A 15,684-nucleotide genomic window follows, 5' to 3' on the forward strand; every position below is an offset into this window, starting at 1 on the left:
AGACTTTCCTATCACCTTTGACAGATAAAAGGACGCAGACATGAAAGGCGACAGGCTGGTCATTCAGCATCTCAACAAGATCCTTGGCAACGAGCTGGTCGCCATCAACCAGTACTTTCTGCACGCGCGCATGTATGAAGACTGGGGTCTGGGCAAGCTCGGAAAGCATGAGTACGAGGAGTCCATCGACGAGATGAAGCATGCCGATGAGCTGATCAAGCGCATCCTCTTCCTCGAAGGCCTGCCCAACCTGCAGGATCTGGGCAAGCTGCAGATCGGCGAGAACACCCGCGAAATGCTGGAGTGCGATCTGCGTCTTGAGCATAGCGGCGTGCAAGACCTCAAAGTCGCCATTGCCTACTGTGAAAGCGTTGGCGACTACGGCAGCCGCGAGTTGCTAGAAGACATTCTCGAAGCCGAGGAAGAACACATCGACTGGCTGGAAACCCAGCTGGGGCTGATCGACAAGATTGGGCTGGAAAACTATCTGCAGTCGCAAATGGACGAATAAGCGCCCCGCAATGCAATAAAAAACGCCATGTCCCTTGCGGGGCATGGCGTTTTTTGTTGGCTCAGTGAGCGACGATGCATTGCTCGCCGCTCATTGCCGGGTTCAAGCCTCAGCCTTGCCGACAGCCGACTTGATCAGCGTCTGCAGCTCACCCTTTTCGAACATTTCCAGAATGATGTCGCTACCGCCGACCAGCTCACCGGCAACCCACAGCTGGGGGAAAGTCGGCCAGTTGGCGTATTTTGGCAGCTCGGAACGAATTTCCGGGTTCTGCAGAATGTCGACGTAGGCGAATTTTTCGCCACAACCCATTACCGCCTGGCTTGCACGGGAAGAAAACCCGCACTGCGGCGCATTGGGCGAGCCTTTCATGTACAGCAGCACCGGGTTCTTCTCGATCTGCTCTTTAATGGTTTCGATAATATCCACGGGGCACCTCGGCTAGTCTCGGATGGCGCGTATTGTACAGAACGACGATATAAAAGCCGAGTCACAGAGTCGGCTTTTATCGGTGTTCTTCAGTCTCCGCCTTGATCCGCCCATATGTCAGAGCTCGGTTACAGGGATATTGAGGTTGATTTGCGCCTGTGAAGACTTTCTGGATAAGATCGCGCCTTTCCCGTTTCGTCGCTTTTCGTGCGACCCCCTGTCGTAAGGCCTCTTTTTTCCTGCAAAAGCTTCGGCCTTCGACTGCGGCAACACAAGGTAGTTGATATGAGCGCAAGGCATTTTCTTTCCCTGATGGACTGCACGCCCCAAGAGCTCAACAGCCTGGTTCGTCGCGGCATCGAGCTGAAGGACCTGCGCAAGCGCGGCATTCTGTTCGAGCCGCTGAAAAATCGTGTACTGGGGATGATCTTCGAGAAGGCATCCACCCGTACCCGCCTGTCTTTTGAGGCCGGGATGATCCAGCTTGGTGGCCAGGCGATCTTCCTCTCGCCCCGCGATACCCAACTGGGACGCGGCGAGCCCATTGGCGATGCGGCCATCGTCATGTCGCGCATGCTCGATGCCGTGATGATTCGCACCTTCGCCCACTCGACTCTCACCGAGTTCGCCGCTCATTCATCGGTACCGCTGATCAACGGCCTGTCGGACGACCTGCATCCGTGCCAGTTGCTGGCCGACATGCAGACCTTCCACGAGCATCGCGGCAGCATTGCCGGCAAGACCGTTGCCTGGATCGGTGACGGCAACAATATGTGCAACACCTATATGGAAGCTGCCGTCCAGTTCGACTTCCAGTTGCGCGTCGCCTGCCCTGAAGGCTACGAGCCCGATGCAGAGCTTATGGCCAAAGCCGGTGATCGCGTGCAGATTTTCCGTGACCCGCGTGAAGCGGTCGCCGGGGCCCATCTGGTCAGCACCGATGTATGGGCGTCCATGGGCCAGGAAGATGAGGCAGCGGCACGCGCGGCACTGTTCCGTCCTTATCAGGTTGATCGCGCCCTGCTCGATGCCGCCGCCGAGGATGTGCTGTTCATGCATTGCCTGCCGGCACACCGTGGCGAGGAAATCAGCATGGACCTGCTCGACGACCCGCGCTCGGTGGCTTGGGATCAGGCAGAGAACCGGCTGCACGCACAGAAGGCGCTGCTGGAATTCCTCATCGAGCCGGCGTTCAGCCACGCATGAGTGATCAGCCTCTGCTGAACCTGCGTAGCCTGGATTGTGGCTATGGCAATCAGCGCATTGTGCAAAGCCTCAGCCTGCATCTGAACCGCGGCGACATTGGCTGTCTGCTGGGCCCTTCTGGCTGCGGCAAGACCACCACCCTGCGCGCCATCGCCGGCTTCGAGCACCTCAGCGCGGGCGAAATTCAGCTGGGCGATACCGTGCTGTCCCGAGCCGGATACACCCTGGCCCCGGAAAAACGCCGTATCGGCATGGTATTCCAGGATTACGCACTGTTCCCGCATTTGACCGTGGCAGACAACATCGCCTTCGGCATTCGCAAGCACCCCGAGATGTCGCGGATCGTTGGCGAGATGCTGGAGCTGGTGAACCTGTCGTCCCTGGGCAAGCGCTATCCCCACGAGCTGTCCGGCGGCCAGCAGCAACGCGTGGCCCTCGCCCGCGCGCTGGCACCGGAACCGGAACTGCTGCTGCTTGACGAGCCTTTTTCCAACCTGGACGTCGATCTGCGTCGGCGCCTTAGCCACGAAGTGCGCGAGATCCTAAAAGCGCGGGGCACCAGTGCAATTCTGGTTACCCATGACCAGGAAGAGGCCTTTGCCGTCAGCGACCAGATCGGCGTATTGAAGGATGGCTGTCTGGAACAGTGGGACACGCCCTTCAACCTCTATCACGAGCCGCTGACGCCCTTCGTTGCCAGCTTTATCGGCCAGGGTTATTTCATCCGCGGTCAATTGATCGACCGGGAAACGGTGCAGACCGAGCTAGGGGTCATTCATGGGGATCGCGCCTACATCATGCCGGAAGGCAGTTCGGTAGATGTATTGCTGCGCCCGGACGACATCGTTTACTCGCCGCAGAGCGATCTCAAGGCCCTGATTGTCGGCAAGACCTTTCTCGGTGCTTCGACGCTCTATCGCCTGCAATTGCCCACCGGCAACCAATTGGAAGGCATCTTCCCCAGCCATACCGACTACCCCACCGGCCAGCAGATCGGCATCGCCATTGCGGCTGATCACCTGGTGGTCTTTCCTGCTCAGGGCAGTGTCGCCGCCCATGAAACCCTGCCGAAAGCCGGGGTGCGTCGTTACAGCAGCGGGCATTGAGCGCTGCTTCAGGATTGCTCCGGCTCGCGCGCAGCCTGCTGACGCCGCTGGCGAAAGAATTCGCTCAGCACCGCGCCACACTCTTCCCCCAGCACTCCGCCTTCGACCAGCACCCGGTGGTTGAGAAAGTCCTGCGCAAAGAACTGTCCACGGCTGATCGCGACGCCGGCCTTGGGTTCGGTTGCGCCGTACACCACGCGCTGGATACGCGAGTGCACGATCAGTCCGGCGCACATGCTGCAGGGTTCCAGCGTCACGTATAGCGTGCTACCGGGCAGGCGGTAGTTTTCCACCTGCAATGCGGCGTCGCGGATCGCCACCATCTCCGCATGCGCGCTTGGATCATGTCGTGAAATCGGACAATTGAAGCCACGTCCGATAATGCGACCATCCTGCACCAGCACCGCTCCCACAGGCACCTCGCCCAAAGCAGCGCCCTCGCCGGCCAGTGCCAGCGCCTCCCGCATAAAATGTTCGTCGTTGCTGCGGTCGATAATTTGCGGTCTTTTCATGCTTCAGATTCGCCTATACCACTTCGATTGCTGCCATCAGACCCGTTTCCATATGGTCGATGACATGGCAATGGAACATCCAGACGCCGGGATTATCGGCCACCAGGGCAATGCGTGCGGTTTCGTTCTTGCCCAGCAGATAGGTGTCGGTAAACCAGGGCTCGATCTTGCGGCGGTTGGAGGAGATCACCTTGAACGTCATGCCGTGCAGATGAATCGGGTGCTGATACTGGCTGAGGTTACGCAGCTCCAGAATGTAATGGCCATCCTTTTTAAGGGTCGCAATGGGCCTATCTGCACAGGTCTTGTCGTTGATGTCCCAAGCCTGGCCGTTGATCTGCCAGAAGGTATGAGTGCCGGTCTGTTCGACGTTTGCCGAAACCATTCCAGCCCATTCAAAGTTGAACCGCAGTACCTCCGCGCGTTGCAGATCCGGTTCGGCAACGGGATTGGCCGGCAGCTTCGACGGCCAGTCGGCTTCGGATTCGCCGCTATCCACCGACAACAGCGTTGCCAGCCGCAACGGGCCGTTGCGTAACGATATCTCTTCACCGGCCGCGGGCACCTTGAGAGCCAGCTCGATGCGCATGCCCGGCCCCAGCCAGTACTCCTTGCCCAGCGCTCGCGGCTCGACCGGATTCCCGTCCAGAGCGTAGATGCGAGCTTCGCCAGCGGACAGATTGAGGCGATAGGTCAGCGTATTGTCCAGATTGAGAATGCGCAGGCGCACAATCTGCCCGGCCGGCAATTCCAGGGTCGGCGCATGCGTACCATTGACAGTGGACAGCACACCCGGCGTACCGCCGCGAGCGGCCTCGCGTGGCACGCTGAACTCGGTAAAAGCGCCCTGCTTGTCCACATGCCAGCTTTTCAGACTCAAGGTGCGCTCATGGACAAAGCCTGTGGGCTCACGTTCCTCGACGATCAGGGGCCCAACCAAGCCGCGACCGAGCTGCTCAGCGCTGGCCGTGTGCGGGTGATACCAGAAGCTGCCGGCATCCGGGCAAATGAAATCGTAATCAAAATACTCGCCGGGCTTCACCGGCAGTTGCGAAACGTAGGGTACGCCGTCCATTTCCAGCGGCAGGCGGATGCCGTGCCAGTGGATGGTGGTATCCACCTCCAGCTGGTTGATAAAGCGCACACGCAGGCGTTCCCCCTGCCGACAACGCAATTCGACACCCGGCACCTGGCCGCCGTAGGCCCAGGCGGGCGTCTGGTGGCCGGCGACCAACTCGACATCGAGCGGCGCAGCTATCAACTCGTAATCATGGCTGGTTGCCTCATTGGGGCGCCCCAGCCAGTAGCGAACGCCGCTGGCACCAAGCCCGGCAATACCAAGGCCTGCCAGGCCGGCAAGAATCTGTCTGCGGGTAAACGACATTGGAACCGTTCAAAAGCTGGAAAGATGAGAGATTTTCTCACTTGATGATCGACTCTGCGAGCCGACTTTTACCTGAACGGGAGATCGGCTTGCGGCAAAACGTCTCGCCAGCTCAGCTGGAGGCGGCTTTCCATTTGCGGGGCGATTGCCCCGAAACGGCCTTAAAGGCCCGCGAGAGTGCAGCTTCACTGCCGTAGCCCACCTCGGTTGCGATCACCTTCAAGGGACGGCCGCGGCACAGCGCCTGCTGAGCCAACCTTACGCGCCAGCATTGCAGATAGTGCCCAGGCGTCGAGCCGATCGTCTCGCGAAAAGTAGCAGCGAACACACTGCGCGACATGCCGGCAACAGCCGCCAGATCATCCAGCGTCCAGTCCTGCGCTGGCGCTTCATGCATGGCCACCAGTGCATTGCGCAGCCGCGGGTGAGACAGGCCGGACAGCAGCCCGCCCTGCACTTCGCCGCGTTCCATCAGCTGTCGCAGCACTTGGATGATCACCACCTCGAACAGCCGCTCGACCAGGGCGACTCGGCCGCAGCGTTGCTCGAACGCCTCCTCGAACAGTAGCGACAGCACCGGCTCGGCCCCGTCGATATCGTCCAGCGGCAAGCAGACGACCTGCGGCAGTGCGGAGGCAATCGGATTGCTGGCGCCCCCCTCGAACAAGAGGTTCGCGCACACCATGTCTGCACCCCGCTCCGGGTCGGTGATGAAGCGATGGGACAGGGGGCGTGCAAACAGCAGCAGGCTCGGCCGCTCCACCTGCAACTGCCGCCGGTCGTATTGCACCTGAACGGCACCGCTGCGCACCAGGTGGAGCTGCCCCAGATCGCCTTTACTCTCCAGCGAGTTGATGCCGCACAGCGCCCCCGCGTTGAACACCTGCGCGGACACTGGGAAGTGCGCCATCAGCGCGGCAAGTCGATCAGCCACATCAGTACTCCTGGTCAAGTTTTCAGGACGTTATATCACCAACAGTCTCAGGGCGGCGCACAAACTACACCTACCGAGCAATACCGCCGGCTCACCATCGAAAGGAACTACGTCATGAAGAGCACTACCCGTACCCTCGCTACCAGTATGTTGGCCATTGCCGTGCAAGCCGGGGCCAGCGCCCACGCCGATCAGTCGCCCGCACAGATTGCCGCCCAGGCTAGCGTAGACGGCAACTATGTCGTCACCGCCGAGGGCGTGCGCCTGTACTACAAAGATTGGGGACCGAAGAATGGGCCCGTCGTCACCTTCAGTCATGGCTGGCCGCTGAACTCGGACAGCTGGGAATCACAGATGATCTTCCTCGCCGACCACGGCTTCCGCGTGGTCGCCCACGACCGCCGCGGCCATGGCCGCTCGAGCCAGCCGTGGGATGGCAACGACATGGATCACTATGCCGACGACCTGGCGGCGGTGATCACTGCCCTCGACCTGAAGGACGTCACCGCGGTCGGCTTCTCCACAGGCGGTGGCGAAGTGGCGCGCTACATCGGCCGCCATGGCACCGACAACGTCAAGAAGGCCGCGCTGATCAGCGCCGTGCCGCCGCTGATGCTGAAAACGGCCGACAACCCGGACGGCGTACCGCTGGAAGTCTTCGACGGTCTGCGCAAGAGCTCGCTGGAAAACCGTGCGCAGCTGTATCTGGATATCGCCTCCGGCCCGTTCTACGGCTTCAATCGCCCGGGTGCCAAGATTTCGCAAGGGCTGATCAACAGCTGGTGGGCACAGGGCATGCAGGCCGGCCACAAGAACACCTATGACTCCATCGCTGCGTTCTCGGCTACCGATTTCCGTGAGGACCTGAAGAAATTCGATGTGCCCACCCTGGTGATCCACGGTGATGACGACCAGATCGTGCCGCTGGACATCTCCGGCAAGGCCTCCGCTGCACAGATCAAGGATGCGCAACTGATCGTCTACCCCGGCGCGCCCCATGGCCTGACCGACACCCACAAGGAGCGCTTCAACCAGGATCTGCTGGACTTCCTCAAGAAGTGATGCTGTTCCATCGCACCGGCCGTGGGCTTGCCCGCGGCCGGTTTTGTCGTTCGTTTTGCGGCGGCCAGCTGCCGGCCAAATCTACTGTTGGCTTTCCTGCTGTGTGACACTGTCCAGCCCTTACGGCCCGGAGTTCGACATGAGCCTCGACGATATCGACTTTGCTGAGCGATACCGCCAGCACATGCGCCGCACCGGTCGCAAACCCAAGCCGCCCAGTGCCTGGGACAAACGTGCTGTCGAGCTGGCTGGCAAGCCGCTTGCGCTTGGCAGTGCCTATACCGACGCGTTTATCCAGCGGATGGATCTAACCGGCGCACGCACCCTGCTGGATATTGGCTGTGGCCCCGGAACCCTGTGCCTGCCGCTGGCTGCGCAATTCGAGCAGGTCTACGCGCTGGACTACAGCCCTGGCATGCTGGCGTGTCTGCAAGCCGGGGCGGACGAGCTTGGCGTAGACAACGTTCACCCGGTGCTGTGTGGTTGGGACGACGACTGGAGCGAGATCCCTGTCTGCGACATCCTGATTGCCTCGCGTTCGAGTGTGGTGGACGACCTTGACGCCATTCTGGAGAAGATTCATCGCCATACACGCCTCAGGGCCTATGTGACCCAGCTGGCCGGCGGGCATTTCATCGACCCGGCCATAAGCCGCCTGCTCGAACGAGAGCAGCCTGCCCTGCCCGACCACATCTACACGCTCAATCTGCTGCACCAACGCGGTATCTACGCTCGCCTCGACTATATAGAGGTGCCTGGAAGGCTGGCCGGTAGCAGGACCTTCGAGGAGTTCGCTGACAAGGTCAGCTTGTCCCTTGGCCCGCTAAATGAAACCGAGCTGGACGCCCTTGCCGAGTGGTATCGCGCAGATCCCGAGCGCGCGCATCAGGGCGGTGCGCCAATGCGCTGGGCTTTGGTGAGCTGGACTGTACCCAGCGGAGCTCAGGTTTAAGCCTGGCGCAAGTCCGCCCTGCTGAGACGTAAAGGACAATGTGCCATGCAGTTGGCGCGTTACCCTGTCAACCCAAGTTATTGATTGCACGGGCAAAAGCGAAACGCTGGTTGTTATTCAACCAGCCGGCACGACACCCCGGCGCTGCTGGCCTGGGCGCTCTCTCAGGGATGATATCCACCTGCTTATCCACAGATTTTGTGGATTAAGCGTAGCGGCTCAAAGCAGGTCGGGATGGCTGTAAGAGCGCGCCGGATTTGCCCTGTGCATGGCCGTACTCAATCGGCACCAAGCCTTTACATCGGCTGAGTTAGGGGAATGGTCGCTACAAACTTCGTACCTTCAGTGAAGGTAGAGGTAACCTGCAGCGTCCCTCCGTGCGCGGTAAAAATTTCACTCGCGATATACAGGCCAAGGCCCAGCCCCTCCTCGCGCTGCCCTGCCTCTGATCGCTTGAATGGACGAAACAGAAAGGGAAGCATCGCCGGCGCTATCACCGGGCCCATATTGTATACCGACAGAGTCAACTGCTCCGCGGTAGACGAAGCCCGAACCTGGATGGGTTCGTTCTTTGCCCCGTGAGTGATTGCGTTGCCAAGCAAGTTTGATAACGACTGTGCCAGCCGCCTGGGGTCGCAAAAGCCGCCGTCGGGACGTGCATGGAATCGATGATTACCGCTCCTGGATGAGCCAGCCTAAGCTCAAGAACCACGGCTGCGAGGTGATCCTGGAGGTCATCGACCAAAGAGCGGTCCACCGGTATCCCGCCCCCCAGCTTTCCGCGCGCAAAATCGAGCACATCTTCGATCAGGTTGCCCATGCGCAGCGTGCTTTGCCGTATGGCACGCACGATGTTCAAACTCCGCGGATCGGTAATGCGCCGTTCCAGGAGATCTGTGCCCATGGACACCGCGTTCAGCGGCGTCCGTAAATCGTGACCCAGTACGGCAACAAACTGTTCGCGCAGACGCCCTGCCTCGTTCGCATCTGCGAGTGCGCCCTCGGTTATGAGCATGCCCCGGTGCAGGTCCAGATTCATCGCAATCAACTGCGCATACAGTCCCATGGTCTTCAAAACGGTTTCTTCATCGAAATGCCCGGGAAGCGAGTCGATGGCACAGAGCGTCCCGAAAAAGTCTCCATCGGCGGTGACAATGGGAATGGAGATGTAACTTTCAAGCTGGTAGATGCGGGGCGTGTGGTGCAGCGAATAAACCGGATGCCGGCTTGCATGCTTGAAGATGACGGGTTCTCGCTGCTGCCGAATCTCATGGCAGATGGTTGTTTCCAGATCCAGCTGGCCACCCGGAACGAGACCGAAATCGATCGAGTCGTCCACTGCGCAGGCAACCCAGTGGCTGTCAGTTACCCGTGCAATGGCCGCGAAACGCATGCCTGTGGCCTGCTTGACCATTTCCAGGATCAGGGGGACTGCTTCGATTCTGGAGATAACGTTGATATCGCTCACGATACCTGTAGGGAATGGGTAGCTCTGTGGGAACTGGCTGTCAGCCATCAATAATCGACTCGCAACGGGTTACGCGGCTCGGGTCCGCATTGGCGGTGGTAGCGCCCCATCCTACGCGGATAGACCATGAAGGCGGATATTTACTGCTAGATGGCATAACCGCGCAGTCATTGAACCAACCGGTCAGGCCTCAACCCTAAGGTCACGTGCATGACTGAAAGACAGACCGCCATGTCCGATATCACCGTTTACACCGTTGGGCATTCAACCAGGTCCCTTGAGCAGTTCGTAGAGCTCATCCGAGGCTTTGGCGTGGACACGGTGGTGGATATCAGAACGGTTCCGCGCTCTCGAACCAACCCCCAGTACAACCTCGACACGCTGCCGGAAAAGCTTGCTGAGTTCGGTATCGAGCATTACCGGATTTCCGAGCTGGGCGGCTTGCGCAAGAAGTCGAGCACTGTCCCTGCCGAAACCAATGGCTTTTGGGTGAACCGCAGTTTCCACAACTACGCCGACTACGCCATCTCAGATGAGTTTGAGGCCGGATTGAAGCAGCTTCTTGAGCTTGGCAAGTCTCGAACATGCGCCATCATGTGCGCCGAGGCCGTATGGTGGCGATGCCACCGCAGGATAGTTGCGGACTACCTGCTGCTTCGAAACGTCAAGGTCTTCCACATCATGGGCGAGGGGAAAGCCAACGAGGCAACGCTTAACCCTGCAGCAAGCACTCATGGCCTCAAGGTGTTTTACCCCGCCGGATGATCAGCATGCCTCCGGAGAATCCATAACGGCAGGTCCATAGCTGGCAATTCTTCAGCTCAAAAGCGTGGCGGCACCGCGATCTGAACTGACTCTGCGAGGTCGTAAGCAATGCGTGGTGATCGCTGTGCTGAGAGGTAACTATGTTCGAAGCTCCGCTGTGGGAAACCCTGGCTCGGGGTAGCGCCGTCTACTTGCTGGTTGCGGTGCTGCTACGCCTGTTACCCAAACGACAAATGGGCAGCATCGCCCCCAACGACATGATCGCTCTGGTCATCGTCGGCAGTCTGGCGGCGGACGCGATCATGGGCGATATCAAGGCAGCGGCGGACATCCTGCTGCTGATCGTGGTGATACTGGCCTGGGATTACCTATCCAACCTTGCCGAGTACCACTTCCCACGTTTTCGGGGCGTGGCTCAGGATTCACCCACGCTGCTGGTCTACCAGGGTGTGCTGCTCCGCGAGAACCTGCGCAAAGAGAAACTGACCGAGCAGGAGCTGGCGGCCAGCCTGCGCATGCAAGGCATTGACGAGATAGCCCAAGTGCAACAGGCGATTCTGGAAGTGGACGGCCAGATCAGCGTGGTGGCGAAGCAGCAGGACGCGCGATAGGCGCTCGGCAACTGCTGCCAAATCGAGCGTCTTGCATGCGCCCCAGAACCGGCGCATGCTCAGCCATCAACGCCATGATCCAGTCGATAAATACCCGTAGTTTGGCGCTGACATGGCGATTCGGAGGGAATGCCAGGTACATCGGCATCGGCGCTATCTCCCAGTCCTCAAACAGGGGCACTAACTCGCCGCTGGCCAGGCGGGGCTTGGCCATATATTGCGGCAGCCAGAGCACGCCCAACCCTGCCAGACCTGCCGCGAGGTAGGCGTTGCCGTCATCTACCGTCAGCAACGGGCGACCTTGTGCCTCGACGCGCTCCTCACCCCGCTGCAGTACGTTGGGCAAGGCCTTGCCTGTACGTGACCAGAGAAAGCCGACGGTCGAGTGCCTGCCGTCTGCAAGCTCACTTGGGTGCGTCGGTGTACCAAGGCGCTGCAGATAGTCTGGCGCAGCATAAATGCCGAGCACCAGGTCGCCCACGTGCCGCGCCACCAGCGACTGGTCGACGATCTCGCCGCCACGTACAACGCAGTCAACGTTCTCGCCAATGATGTCGATGACGCGATCACTTGCGCCCATGGTCAGCTGGATTTCCGGGTAGCGGGCATAGAACTCCGGCAACGCGGGGATCAACAGCATGCGCGCCAGTGGGCTGGGCACATCCACCCGCAGGCGCCCTCGTGGCGTCATCGACGCGCTGGACAAGCTGGTTTCGGCATCTTCCATATCGGCCAGCAGGCGGATGACGCGCTCGTAATAAGCCGCGCCATCGGCAGTGACATTGACCTTGCGCGTGGTGCGATTGAGCAGGCGCACTCGAAGCCGCGCTTCCAGTTGCTGGATGAGTTGCGTCACGCTGGCCCTGTTCATATGCAGCGTGGCAGCGGCCTTGGTGAAGCTGCCGGTTTCTACGACCCGAGCAAAAGCCTGCATTGCATCAAAACGGTCCATTTCAGGCCTCGCGCGGGTGGGATAGTTTGGATTTTACAAACAATCCTGACTCGAATTGCAGATTTATCCAGGCTGCAGGTCTTTCTACAGTGACTTCATCGATAACGGGCCGCCATGGCCCCGATGGAGACATGCCCATGACCAGCAAACGTGACGTTGTTTTCCCGGCTGACCGCCACGCCCTCTACGAGCTTCACCGGTACTCGCCGGCCATTCGCTCCAACGGCTTTCTATTCGTATCCGGCCAGGTTGGCAGCCGCAAGGATGGCTCGGCCGAGCCGGACCTCGCGGCTCAGGTTCGCCTGGCCTTCACCAATCTCAACGCGATCCTGAGCGAGGCTGGCAGCAGCTTCGACGATGTGGTCGATACGACCATCTTTATGGTCGACCCCGACTCGAAGTTCGAGACCATCTGGGCAACAGCAGCCGAGTTCTGGGGTGAGGCGCCCTACCCCACAGTGACCGCGGTCGGTGTGACGTGGCTGTCCGGCTTCGACTTCGAGATCAAGGTGATCGCCAAACGTGCGCAATAGGCCCGACTGGCAGGAGCACAACCGGAAGCGAGAAAGACGAAAGCCCGCATAAGCGGGCTTTCGTGTATTGCGGCTAAGGGAAACCGATCATTCCCACTCGATGGTCGCAGGCGGCTTGCTCGACACATCGTAGGTGACGCGGGAGATGCCTTCGATCTCGTTGATGATGCGGTTGGAGACCTTCTCCAGCAGCGCATAGGGCAGATGCGCCCAGCGCGCAGTCATGAAGTCGATGGTCTCCACCGCACGCAGCGCGACGACCCAGGCGTAGCGACGGCCATCGCCGACCACACCCACGGATTTGACCGGCTGGAACACCACGAACGCCTGGCTGGTCTTGTGGTACCAATCGAAGTTGCGCAGCTCCTCGATGAAGATGTGATCGGCACGACGCAGCAGGTCGGCGTATTCCTTCTTCACTTCACCAAGGATTCGCACGCCCAGGCCCGGGCCCGGGAATGGGTGGCGGTAGACCATGTCGTAAGGCAGGCCCAGTTCGAGGCCGATCTTGCGTACTTCGTCCTTGAACAGCTCACGCAGCGGCTCGACCAGCTTGAGGTTCATCTCCTCCGGCAGGCCACCGACGTTGTGGTGAGACTTGATCACGTGAGCCTTGCCGCTCTTCGCGCCGGCGGATTCGATCACGTCCGGGTAGATGGTGCCCTGGGCGAGGAACTGGATGTTGTCGAGCTTGCTGGCCTGGGCGTCGAAGACATCGATGAAGGTGCGGCCAATGATCTTGCGCTTCTTCTCCGGGTCGGCTTCGCCGGCCAGGTTTTCCAGGAACTGCGCTTCGGCATCGACGCGGATGACCTTCACGCCCATGTTCTCGGCGAACATGGCCATCACCTGATCGCCCTCGTGCAGGCGCAGCAGGCCGTTGTCGACAAAGACGCAGGTCAGCTGCTCGCCGATGGCCTTGTGCAGCAGCGCCGCGACCACGGAAGAGTCGACACCACCGGACAGCCCCAGCAGCACGTTGGCATCACCAACCTGAGCGCGGACCTGTTCGATCAGGTCTTCGACGATGTTGGACGGCGTCCACAATGCTTCGCAACCACAGATATCCAGCAGGAAGCGCGACAGGATGCGCCCGCCCTGGCGGGTGTGGGTCACTTCGGGATGGAACTGCACGCCGTAGTAGCCGCGCGCGTCGTCGCCCATGGCGGCGATCGGGCAGCTGGGGGTGCTAGCCAGGATGCTGAAGCCTTCCGGCAGGTCGGTGACCTTGTCGCCGTGGCTCATCCAGACGTCGAGGGCGAACATGCCATCGTCGTCCATGTGATCCTCGATGCCATCGAACAGCTTCGACTTGCCGACCAGATCGACACGGGCATAGCCGAATTCGCGTTCGTCGGAACCCTGCACCCTACCGCCAAGCTGCTCTGACATGGTCTGCATGCCGTAGCAGATGCCAAACAGCGGAACCTTCAGATCAAACACCGCCTGAGGTGCACGCGGGCTGCCTTCGGCATGCACGGATTCCGGACCACCAGCGAGAATGATCCCGCGCGGGTTGAATTCGCGAATGTCCTCATCGCTCATGTCGAAGGGATGCAGTTCGCAATAAACGCCAAGCTCACGCACACGACGGGCGATCAGCTGGGTGTATTGCGAACCGAAATCGAGGATCAGAATGCGATGGGCGTGAATGTCGGGGTGAGACATGGGCTTTCCTTCGGAAAAAGCTTGAAGCTGAAAGCCAGAAGCTGGAAGCGGAGGCTGGAAGTCGCGACTTCCAGCTCCAGCTTCCAGCTTCCAGCGCCTTGTTATCGAGGCTGGATCAACCGACCCGGTAGTTCGGCGCCTCTTTCGTAATCTGCACGTCATGCACGTGCGATTCGGCCATGCCGGCGCCAGTGATGCGCACAAACTGCGGCCGCGAACGCATCTCGTCGACAGTGGCGCAACCGGTATAACCCATGGAGGCGCGCAGGCCGCCCATAAGCTGATGGATGATAGCTGCCAACGCGCCCTTGTACGGTACGCGACCCTCGATACCTTCAGGTACCAGTTTCTCGGCGCCGGCCGAAGAGTCCTGGAAGTAACGGTCGGAGGAGCCTTGGGCCTGGGCCATGGCACCCAGCGAACCCATGCCGCGGTAGGCCTTGTAGGAACGACCCTGGAACAGCTCGATCTCGCCCGGAGCCTCTTCGGTGCCGGCGAACATCGAGCCCATCATTACGGCGTTGGCGCCGGCGACGATGGCCTTGGACAGATCCCCGGAGAAGCGGATGCCGCCGTCGGCGATCATCGGCACGCCGGTTCCTTCAAGGGCGGAAGAGACATTGGCAATGGCGGAAATCTGCGGTACGCCGACACCGGCGACAATACGTGTGGTGCAGATCGAGCCTGGGCCGATACCGACCTTGACGCCATCGGCACCGGCTTCAACCAGCGCCAGCGCCGCTTCGCCAGTGGCGATGTTGCCGCCGATCACTTGCACCTGCGGGAAGTTCTGCTTCACCCAGCGCACGCGCTCGATAACGCCCTTGGAATGGCCGTGAGCAGTGTCCACCACCACCACATCGACGCCAGCAGCCGCCAACGCTTCGACGCGCTCGGCGGTGTCTGCGCCAGTACCGACGGCAGCGCCGACACGCAGGCGGCCCTGCTCATCCTTGGAGGCCAGCGGGTAGGTCTTGGCCTTTTCGATATCGCGGAAAGTCACCAGGCCGCGCAAATGGAAATTGTCGTCGACCACCAGCATCTTCTCGATGCGATGCTCGTAGAGCTTGGTCTTGATCTCTTCCAGGCCGGTGCCTTCCTTGACGGTGATCAGCTTGTCCTTGGGCGTCATGATCGCCGCAACGGAATCACCGGCATTGGGCGTGAAACGCAGGTCACGACCGGTGACGATGCCGACCAGTTCCTTGCCGGAGATAACCGGGAAACCGGAAAAGCCCAGATCGTGAGCCTTGCGCAACAGCTCGCTGATCTTGGTTTCGGGGGTAACAGTAACGGGGTCATGAACAATGGCCGTTTCATGACGCTTGACCTTGCGCACTTCGGCGGCCTGCTGTTCGATGCTCATGTTCTTGTGAACGATGCCGATGCCGCCCTCCTGCGCCATGGCAATGGCCAGGCGAGCTTCGGTGACGGTATCCATGGCTGCGGAAACCAGGGGGATATTCAGCTCGATCCCACGGGTCAGGCGGGTTTTGAGACTGACATCCTTCGGCAGGACCTCGGAATATCCGGGGATCAGGAGAACATCATCGAATGTCAGGGCTTCTTGGCTGATACGCAGCATGGCGGG

17 protein-coding genes are annotated in these 15,684 nt (G+C 60.2%); 8 read left to right on the forward strand and 9 right to left on the reverse strand.

What is annotated here, in order from left to right:
* The first annotated feature begins 40 nt into the window (after positions 1-40).
* The gene (gene bfr / locus BN1079_RS04035; protein WP_037022498.1) at positions 41-511 is read left to right on the forward strand and encodes a bacterioferritin; all 471 of its coding nucleotides are present in this window, start codon (positions 41-43) and stop codon (positions 509-511) included.
* A 102-nt stretch (positions 512-613) separates the two neighbouring features.
* Here bfr and grxD read toward each other — a convergent pair whose 3' ends face one another.
* The gene (gene grxD, locus BN1079_RS04040; protein ID WP_037022499.1) at positions 614-940 is read right to left on the reverse strand and encodes a Grx4 family monothiol glutaredoxin; all 327 of its coding nucleotides are present in this window, start codon (positions 938-940) and stop codon (positions 614-616) included.
* Positions 941-1,225: 285 nt separating this feature from the next.
* Here grxD and argF point away from each other — a divergent pair, with 285 nt between their 5' ends.
* Together argF and BN1079_RS04050 are read left to right on the forward strand one after the other, a co-directional pair.
* The gene (gene argF / locus BN1079_RS04045; protein WP_037022500.1) at positions 1,226-2,146 is read left to right on the forward strand and encodes an ornithine carbamoyltransferase; all 921 of its coding nucleotides are present in this window, start codon (positions 1,226-1,228) and stop codon (positions 2,144-2,146) included.
* The gene (locus tag BN1079_RS04050) at positions 2,143-3,252 is read left to right on the forward strand and encodes an ABC transporter ATP-binding protein (RefSeq protein ID WP_037022501.1); all 1,110 of its coding nucleotides are present in this window, start codon (positions 2,143-2,145) and stop codon (positions 3,250-3,252) included. The genes argF and BN1079_RS04050 overlap by 4 nt, the downstream gene beginning before the upstream one ends.
* An 8-nt stretch (positions 3,253-3,260) precedes the next feature.
* Here the strand turns inward: BN1079_RS04050 and tadA are convergent, their stop codons facing one another.
* From tadA to BN1079_RS04065, 3 genes are all read right to left on the reverse strand, one after another.
* Positions 3,261-3,764 (reverse strand): tRNA adenosine(34) deaminase TadA, encoded by a 504-nt coding sequence (gene tadA / locus BN1079_RS04055; RefSeq protein ID WP_037022502.1) that lies wholly within the window; start codon positions 3,762-3,764, stop codon positions 3,261-3,263.
* 13 nt (positions 3,765-3,777) lie between these two features.
* Entirely contained in the window at positions 3,778-5,148 is a 1,371-nt protein-coding gene (locus tag BN1079_RS04060) for a multicopper oxidase family protein (RefSeq protein ID WP_037022504.1), read from the reverse strand.
* A gap of 112 nt (positions 5,149-5,260) precedes the next feature.
* Complete coding sequence (locus BN1079_RS04065; protein WP_037022505.1) at positions 5,261-6,082, reverse strand: AraC family transcriptional regulator; 822 nt, start codon at positions 6,080-6,082, stop codon at positions 5,261-5,263.
* A gap of 114 nt (positions 6,083-6,196) precedes the next feature.
* On the opposite strand from BN1079_RS04065, the gene BN1079_RS04070 reads away from it, so the two are divergent.
* On the forward strand, positions 6,197-7,144 hold the full coding sequence (locus tag BN1079_RS04070) for an alpha/beta fold hydrolase (protein WP_037022506.1): 948 nt from the start codon (positions 6,197-6,199) through the stop codon (positions 7,142-7,144).
* Positions 7,145-7,283: 139 nt separating this feature from the next.
* Positions 7,284-8,096 (forward strand): class I SAM-dependent methyltransferase, encoded by an 813-nt coding sequence (locus tag BN1079_RS04075; protein ID WP_037022508.1) that lies wholly within the window; start codon positions 7,284-7,286, stop codon positions 8,094-8,096.
* A gap of 296 nt (positions 8,097-8,392) precedes the next feature.
* On the opposite strand, the gene BN1079_RS17785 is transcribed toward BN1079_RS04075, so the two are convergent.
* Both BN1079_RS17785 and BN1079_RS04080 read right to left on the reverse strand, forming a co-directional pair.
* Entirely contained in the window at positions 8,393-8,698 is a 306-nt protein-coding gene (locus BN1079_RS17785; protein WP_231850764.1) for a sensor histidine kinase, read from the reverse strand.
* The gene (locus BN1079_RS04080) at positions 8,620-9,564 is read right to left on the reverse strand and encodes a sensor histidine kinase (RefSeq protein ID WP_231850765.1); all 945 of its coding nucleotides are present in this window, start codon (positions 9,562-9,564) and stop codon (positions 8,620-8,622) included. The genes BN1079_RS17785 and BN1079_RS04080 overlap by 79 nt, the downstream gene beginning before the upstream one ends.
* A gap of 231 nt (positions 9,565-9,795) precedes the next feature.
* On the opposite strand from BN1079_RS04080, the gene BN1079_RS04085 reads away from it, so the two are divergent.
* Both BN1079_RS04085 and BN1079_RS04090 read left to right on the forward strand, forming a co-directional pair.
* Entirely contained in the window at positions 9,796-10,329 is a 534-nt protein-coding gene (locus BN1079_RS04085; protein WP_037022510.1) for a DUF488 domain-containing protein, read from the forward strand.
* A 140-nt stretch (positions 10,330-10,469) separates the two neighbouring features.
* Positions 10,470-10,940 (forward strand): DUF421 domain-containing protein, encoded by a 471-nt coding sequence (locus BN1079_RS04090; RefSeq protein ID WP_037022512.1) that lies wholly within the window; start codon positions 10,470-10,472, stop codon positions 10,938-10,940.
* Here BN1079_RS04090 and BN1079_RS04095 read toward each other — a convergent pair.
* Positions 10,906-11,892 (reverse strand): LysR family transcriptional regulator, encoded by a 987-nt coding sequence (locus tag BN1079_RS04095; protein WP_081950805.1) that lies wholly within the window; start codon positions 11,890-11,892, stop codon positions 10,906-10,908. The genes BN1079_RS04090 and BN1079_RS04095 overlap by 35 nt on opposite strands.
* 137 nt (positions 11,893-12,029) lie before the next feature.
* Between BN1079_RS04095 and BN1079_RS04100 the strand changes: the two genes are divergently transcribed.
* Positions 12,030-12,425 carry a RidA family protein gene (locus tag BN1079_RS04100; RefSeq protein WP_037022515.1) on the forward strand — a complete coding sequence of 132 codons (396 nt, stop codon included), beginning with the start codon at positions 12,030-12,032 and terminating at the stop codon, positions 12,423-12,425.
* 87 nt (positions 12,426-12,512) lie between these two features.
* Here the strand turns inward: BN1079_RS04100 and guaA are convergent, their stop codons facing one another.
* Positions 12,513-14,093: a glutamine-hydrolyzing GMP synthase gene (gene guaA, locus BN1079_RS04105; RefSeq protein ID WP_037022519.1), complete on the reverse strand. Its 1,581-nt coding sequence runs from the start codon at positions 14,091-14,093 to the stop codon at positions 12,513-12,515.
* A 115-nt stretch (positions 14,094-14,208) separates the two neighbouring features.
* Positions 14,209-15,678, reverse strand: coding sequence for an IMP dehydrogenase (gene guaB / locus BN1079_RS04110; RefSeq protein ID WP_037022522.1), 1,470 nt, complete (start codon positions 15,676-15,678; stop codon positions 14,209-14,211).
* Positions 15,679-15,684: the final 6 nt, after the last annotated feature.

Origin of the sequence: Pseudomonas saudiphocaensis (assembly GCF_000756775.1) — a bacterium.
Classification (GTDB): Bacteria; Pseudomonadota; Gammaproteobacteria; order Pseudomonadales; family Pseudomonadaceae; genus Stutzerimonas; species Stutzerimonas saudiphocaensis.

What these genes read in the sequence shown, in the direction of transcription:
- bfr (WP_037022498.1), top strand. Translation starts at nt 41, where the DNA reads ATGAAAGGCGACAGGCTGGTCATTCAGCATCTCAACAAGATCCTTGGC.
- argF (WP_037022500.1), top strand. Translation starts at nt 1,226, where the DNA reads ATGAGCGCAAGGCATTTTCTTTCCCTGATGGACTGCACGCCCCAAGAG.
- BN1079_RS04050 (WP_037022501.1), top strand. Translation starts at nt 2,143, where the DNA reads ATGAGTGATCAGCCTCTGCTGAACCTGCGTAGCCTGGATTGTGGCTAT.
- tadA (WP_037022502.1), bottom strand. Translation starts at nt 3,764, where the DNA reads ATGAAAAGACCGCAAATTATCGACCGCAGCAACGACGAACATTTTATG.
- BN1079_RS04060 (WP_037022504.1), bottom strand. Translation starts at nt 5,148, where the DNA reads ATGTCGTTTACCCGCAGACAGATTCTTGCCGGCCTGGCAGGCCTTGGT.
- BN1079_RS04070 (WP_037022506.1), top strand. Translation starts at nt 6,197, where the DNA reads ATGAAGAGCACTACCCGTACCCTCGCTACCAGTATGTTGGCCATTGCC.
- BN1079_RS04075 (WP_037022508.1), top strand. Translation starts at nt 7,284, where the DNA reads ATGAGCCTCGACGATATCGACTTTGCTGAGCGATACCGCCAGCACATG.
- BN1079_RS04085 (WP_037022510.1), top strand. Translation starts at nt 9,796, where the DNA reads ATGTCCGATATCACCGTTTACACCGTTGGGCATTCAACCAGGTCCCTT.
- BN1079_RS04090 (WP_037022512.1), top strand. Translation starts at nt 10,470, where the DNA reads ATGTTCGAAGCTCCGCTGTGGGAAACCCTGGCTCGGGGTAGCGCCGTC.
- BN1079_RS04095 (WP_081950805.1), bottom strand. Translation starts at nt 11,892, where the DNA reads ATGGACCGTTTTGATGCAATGCAGGCTTTTGCTCGGGTCGTAGAAACC.
- BN1079_RS04100 (WP_037022515.1), top strand. Translation starts at nt 12,030, where the DNA reads ATGACCAGCAAACGTGACGTTGTTTTCCCGGCTGACCGCCACGCCCTC.
- guaA (WP_037022519.1), bottom strand. Translation starts at nt 14,093, where the DNA reads ATGTCTCACCCCGACATTCACGCCCATCGCATTCTGATCCTCGATTTC.
- guaB (WP_037022522.1), bottom strand. Translation starts at nt 15,678, where the DNA reads ATGCTGCGTATCAGCCAAGAAGCCCTGACATTCGATGATGTTCTCCTG.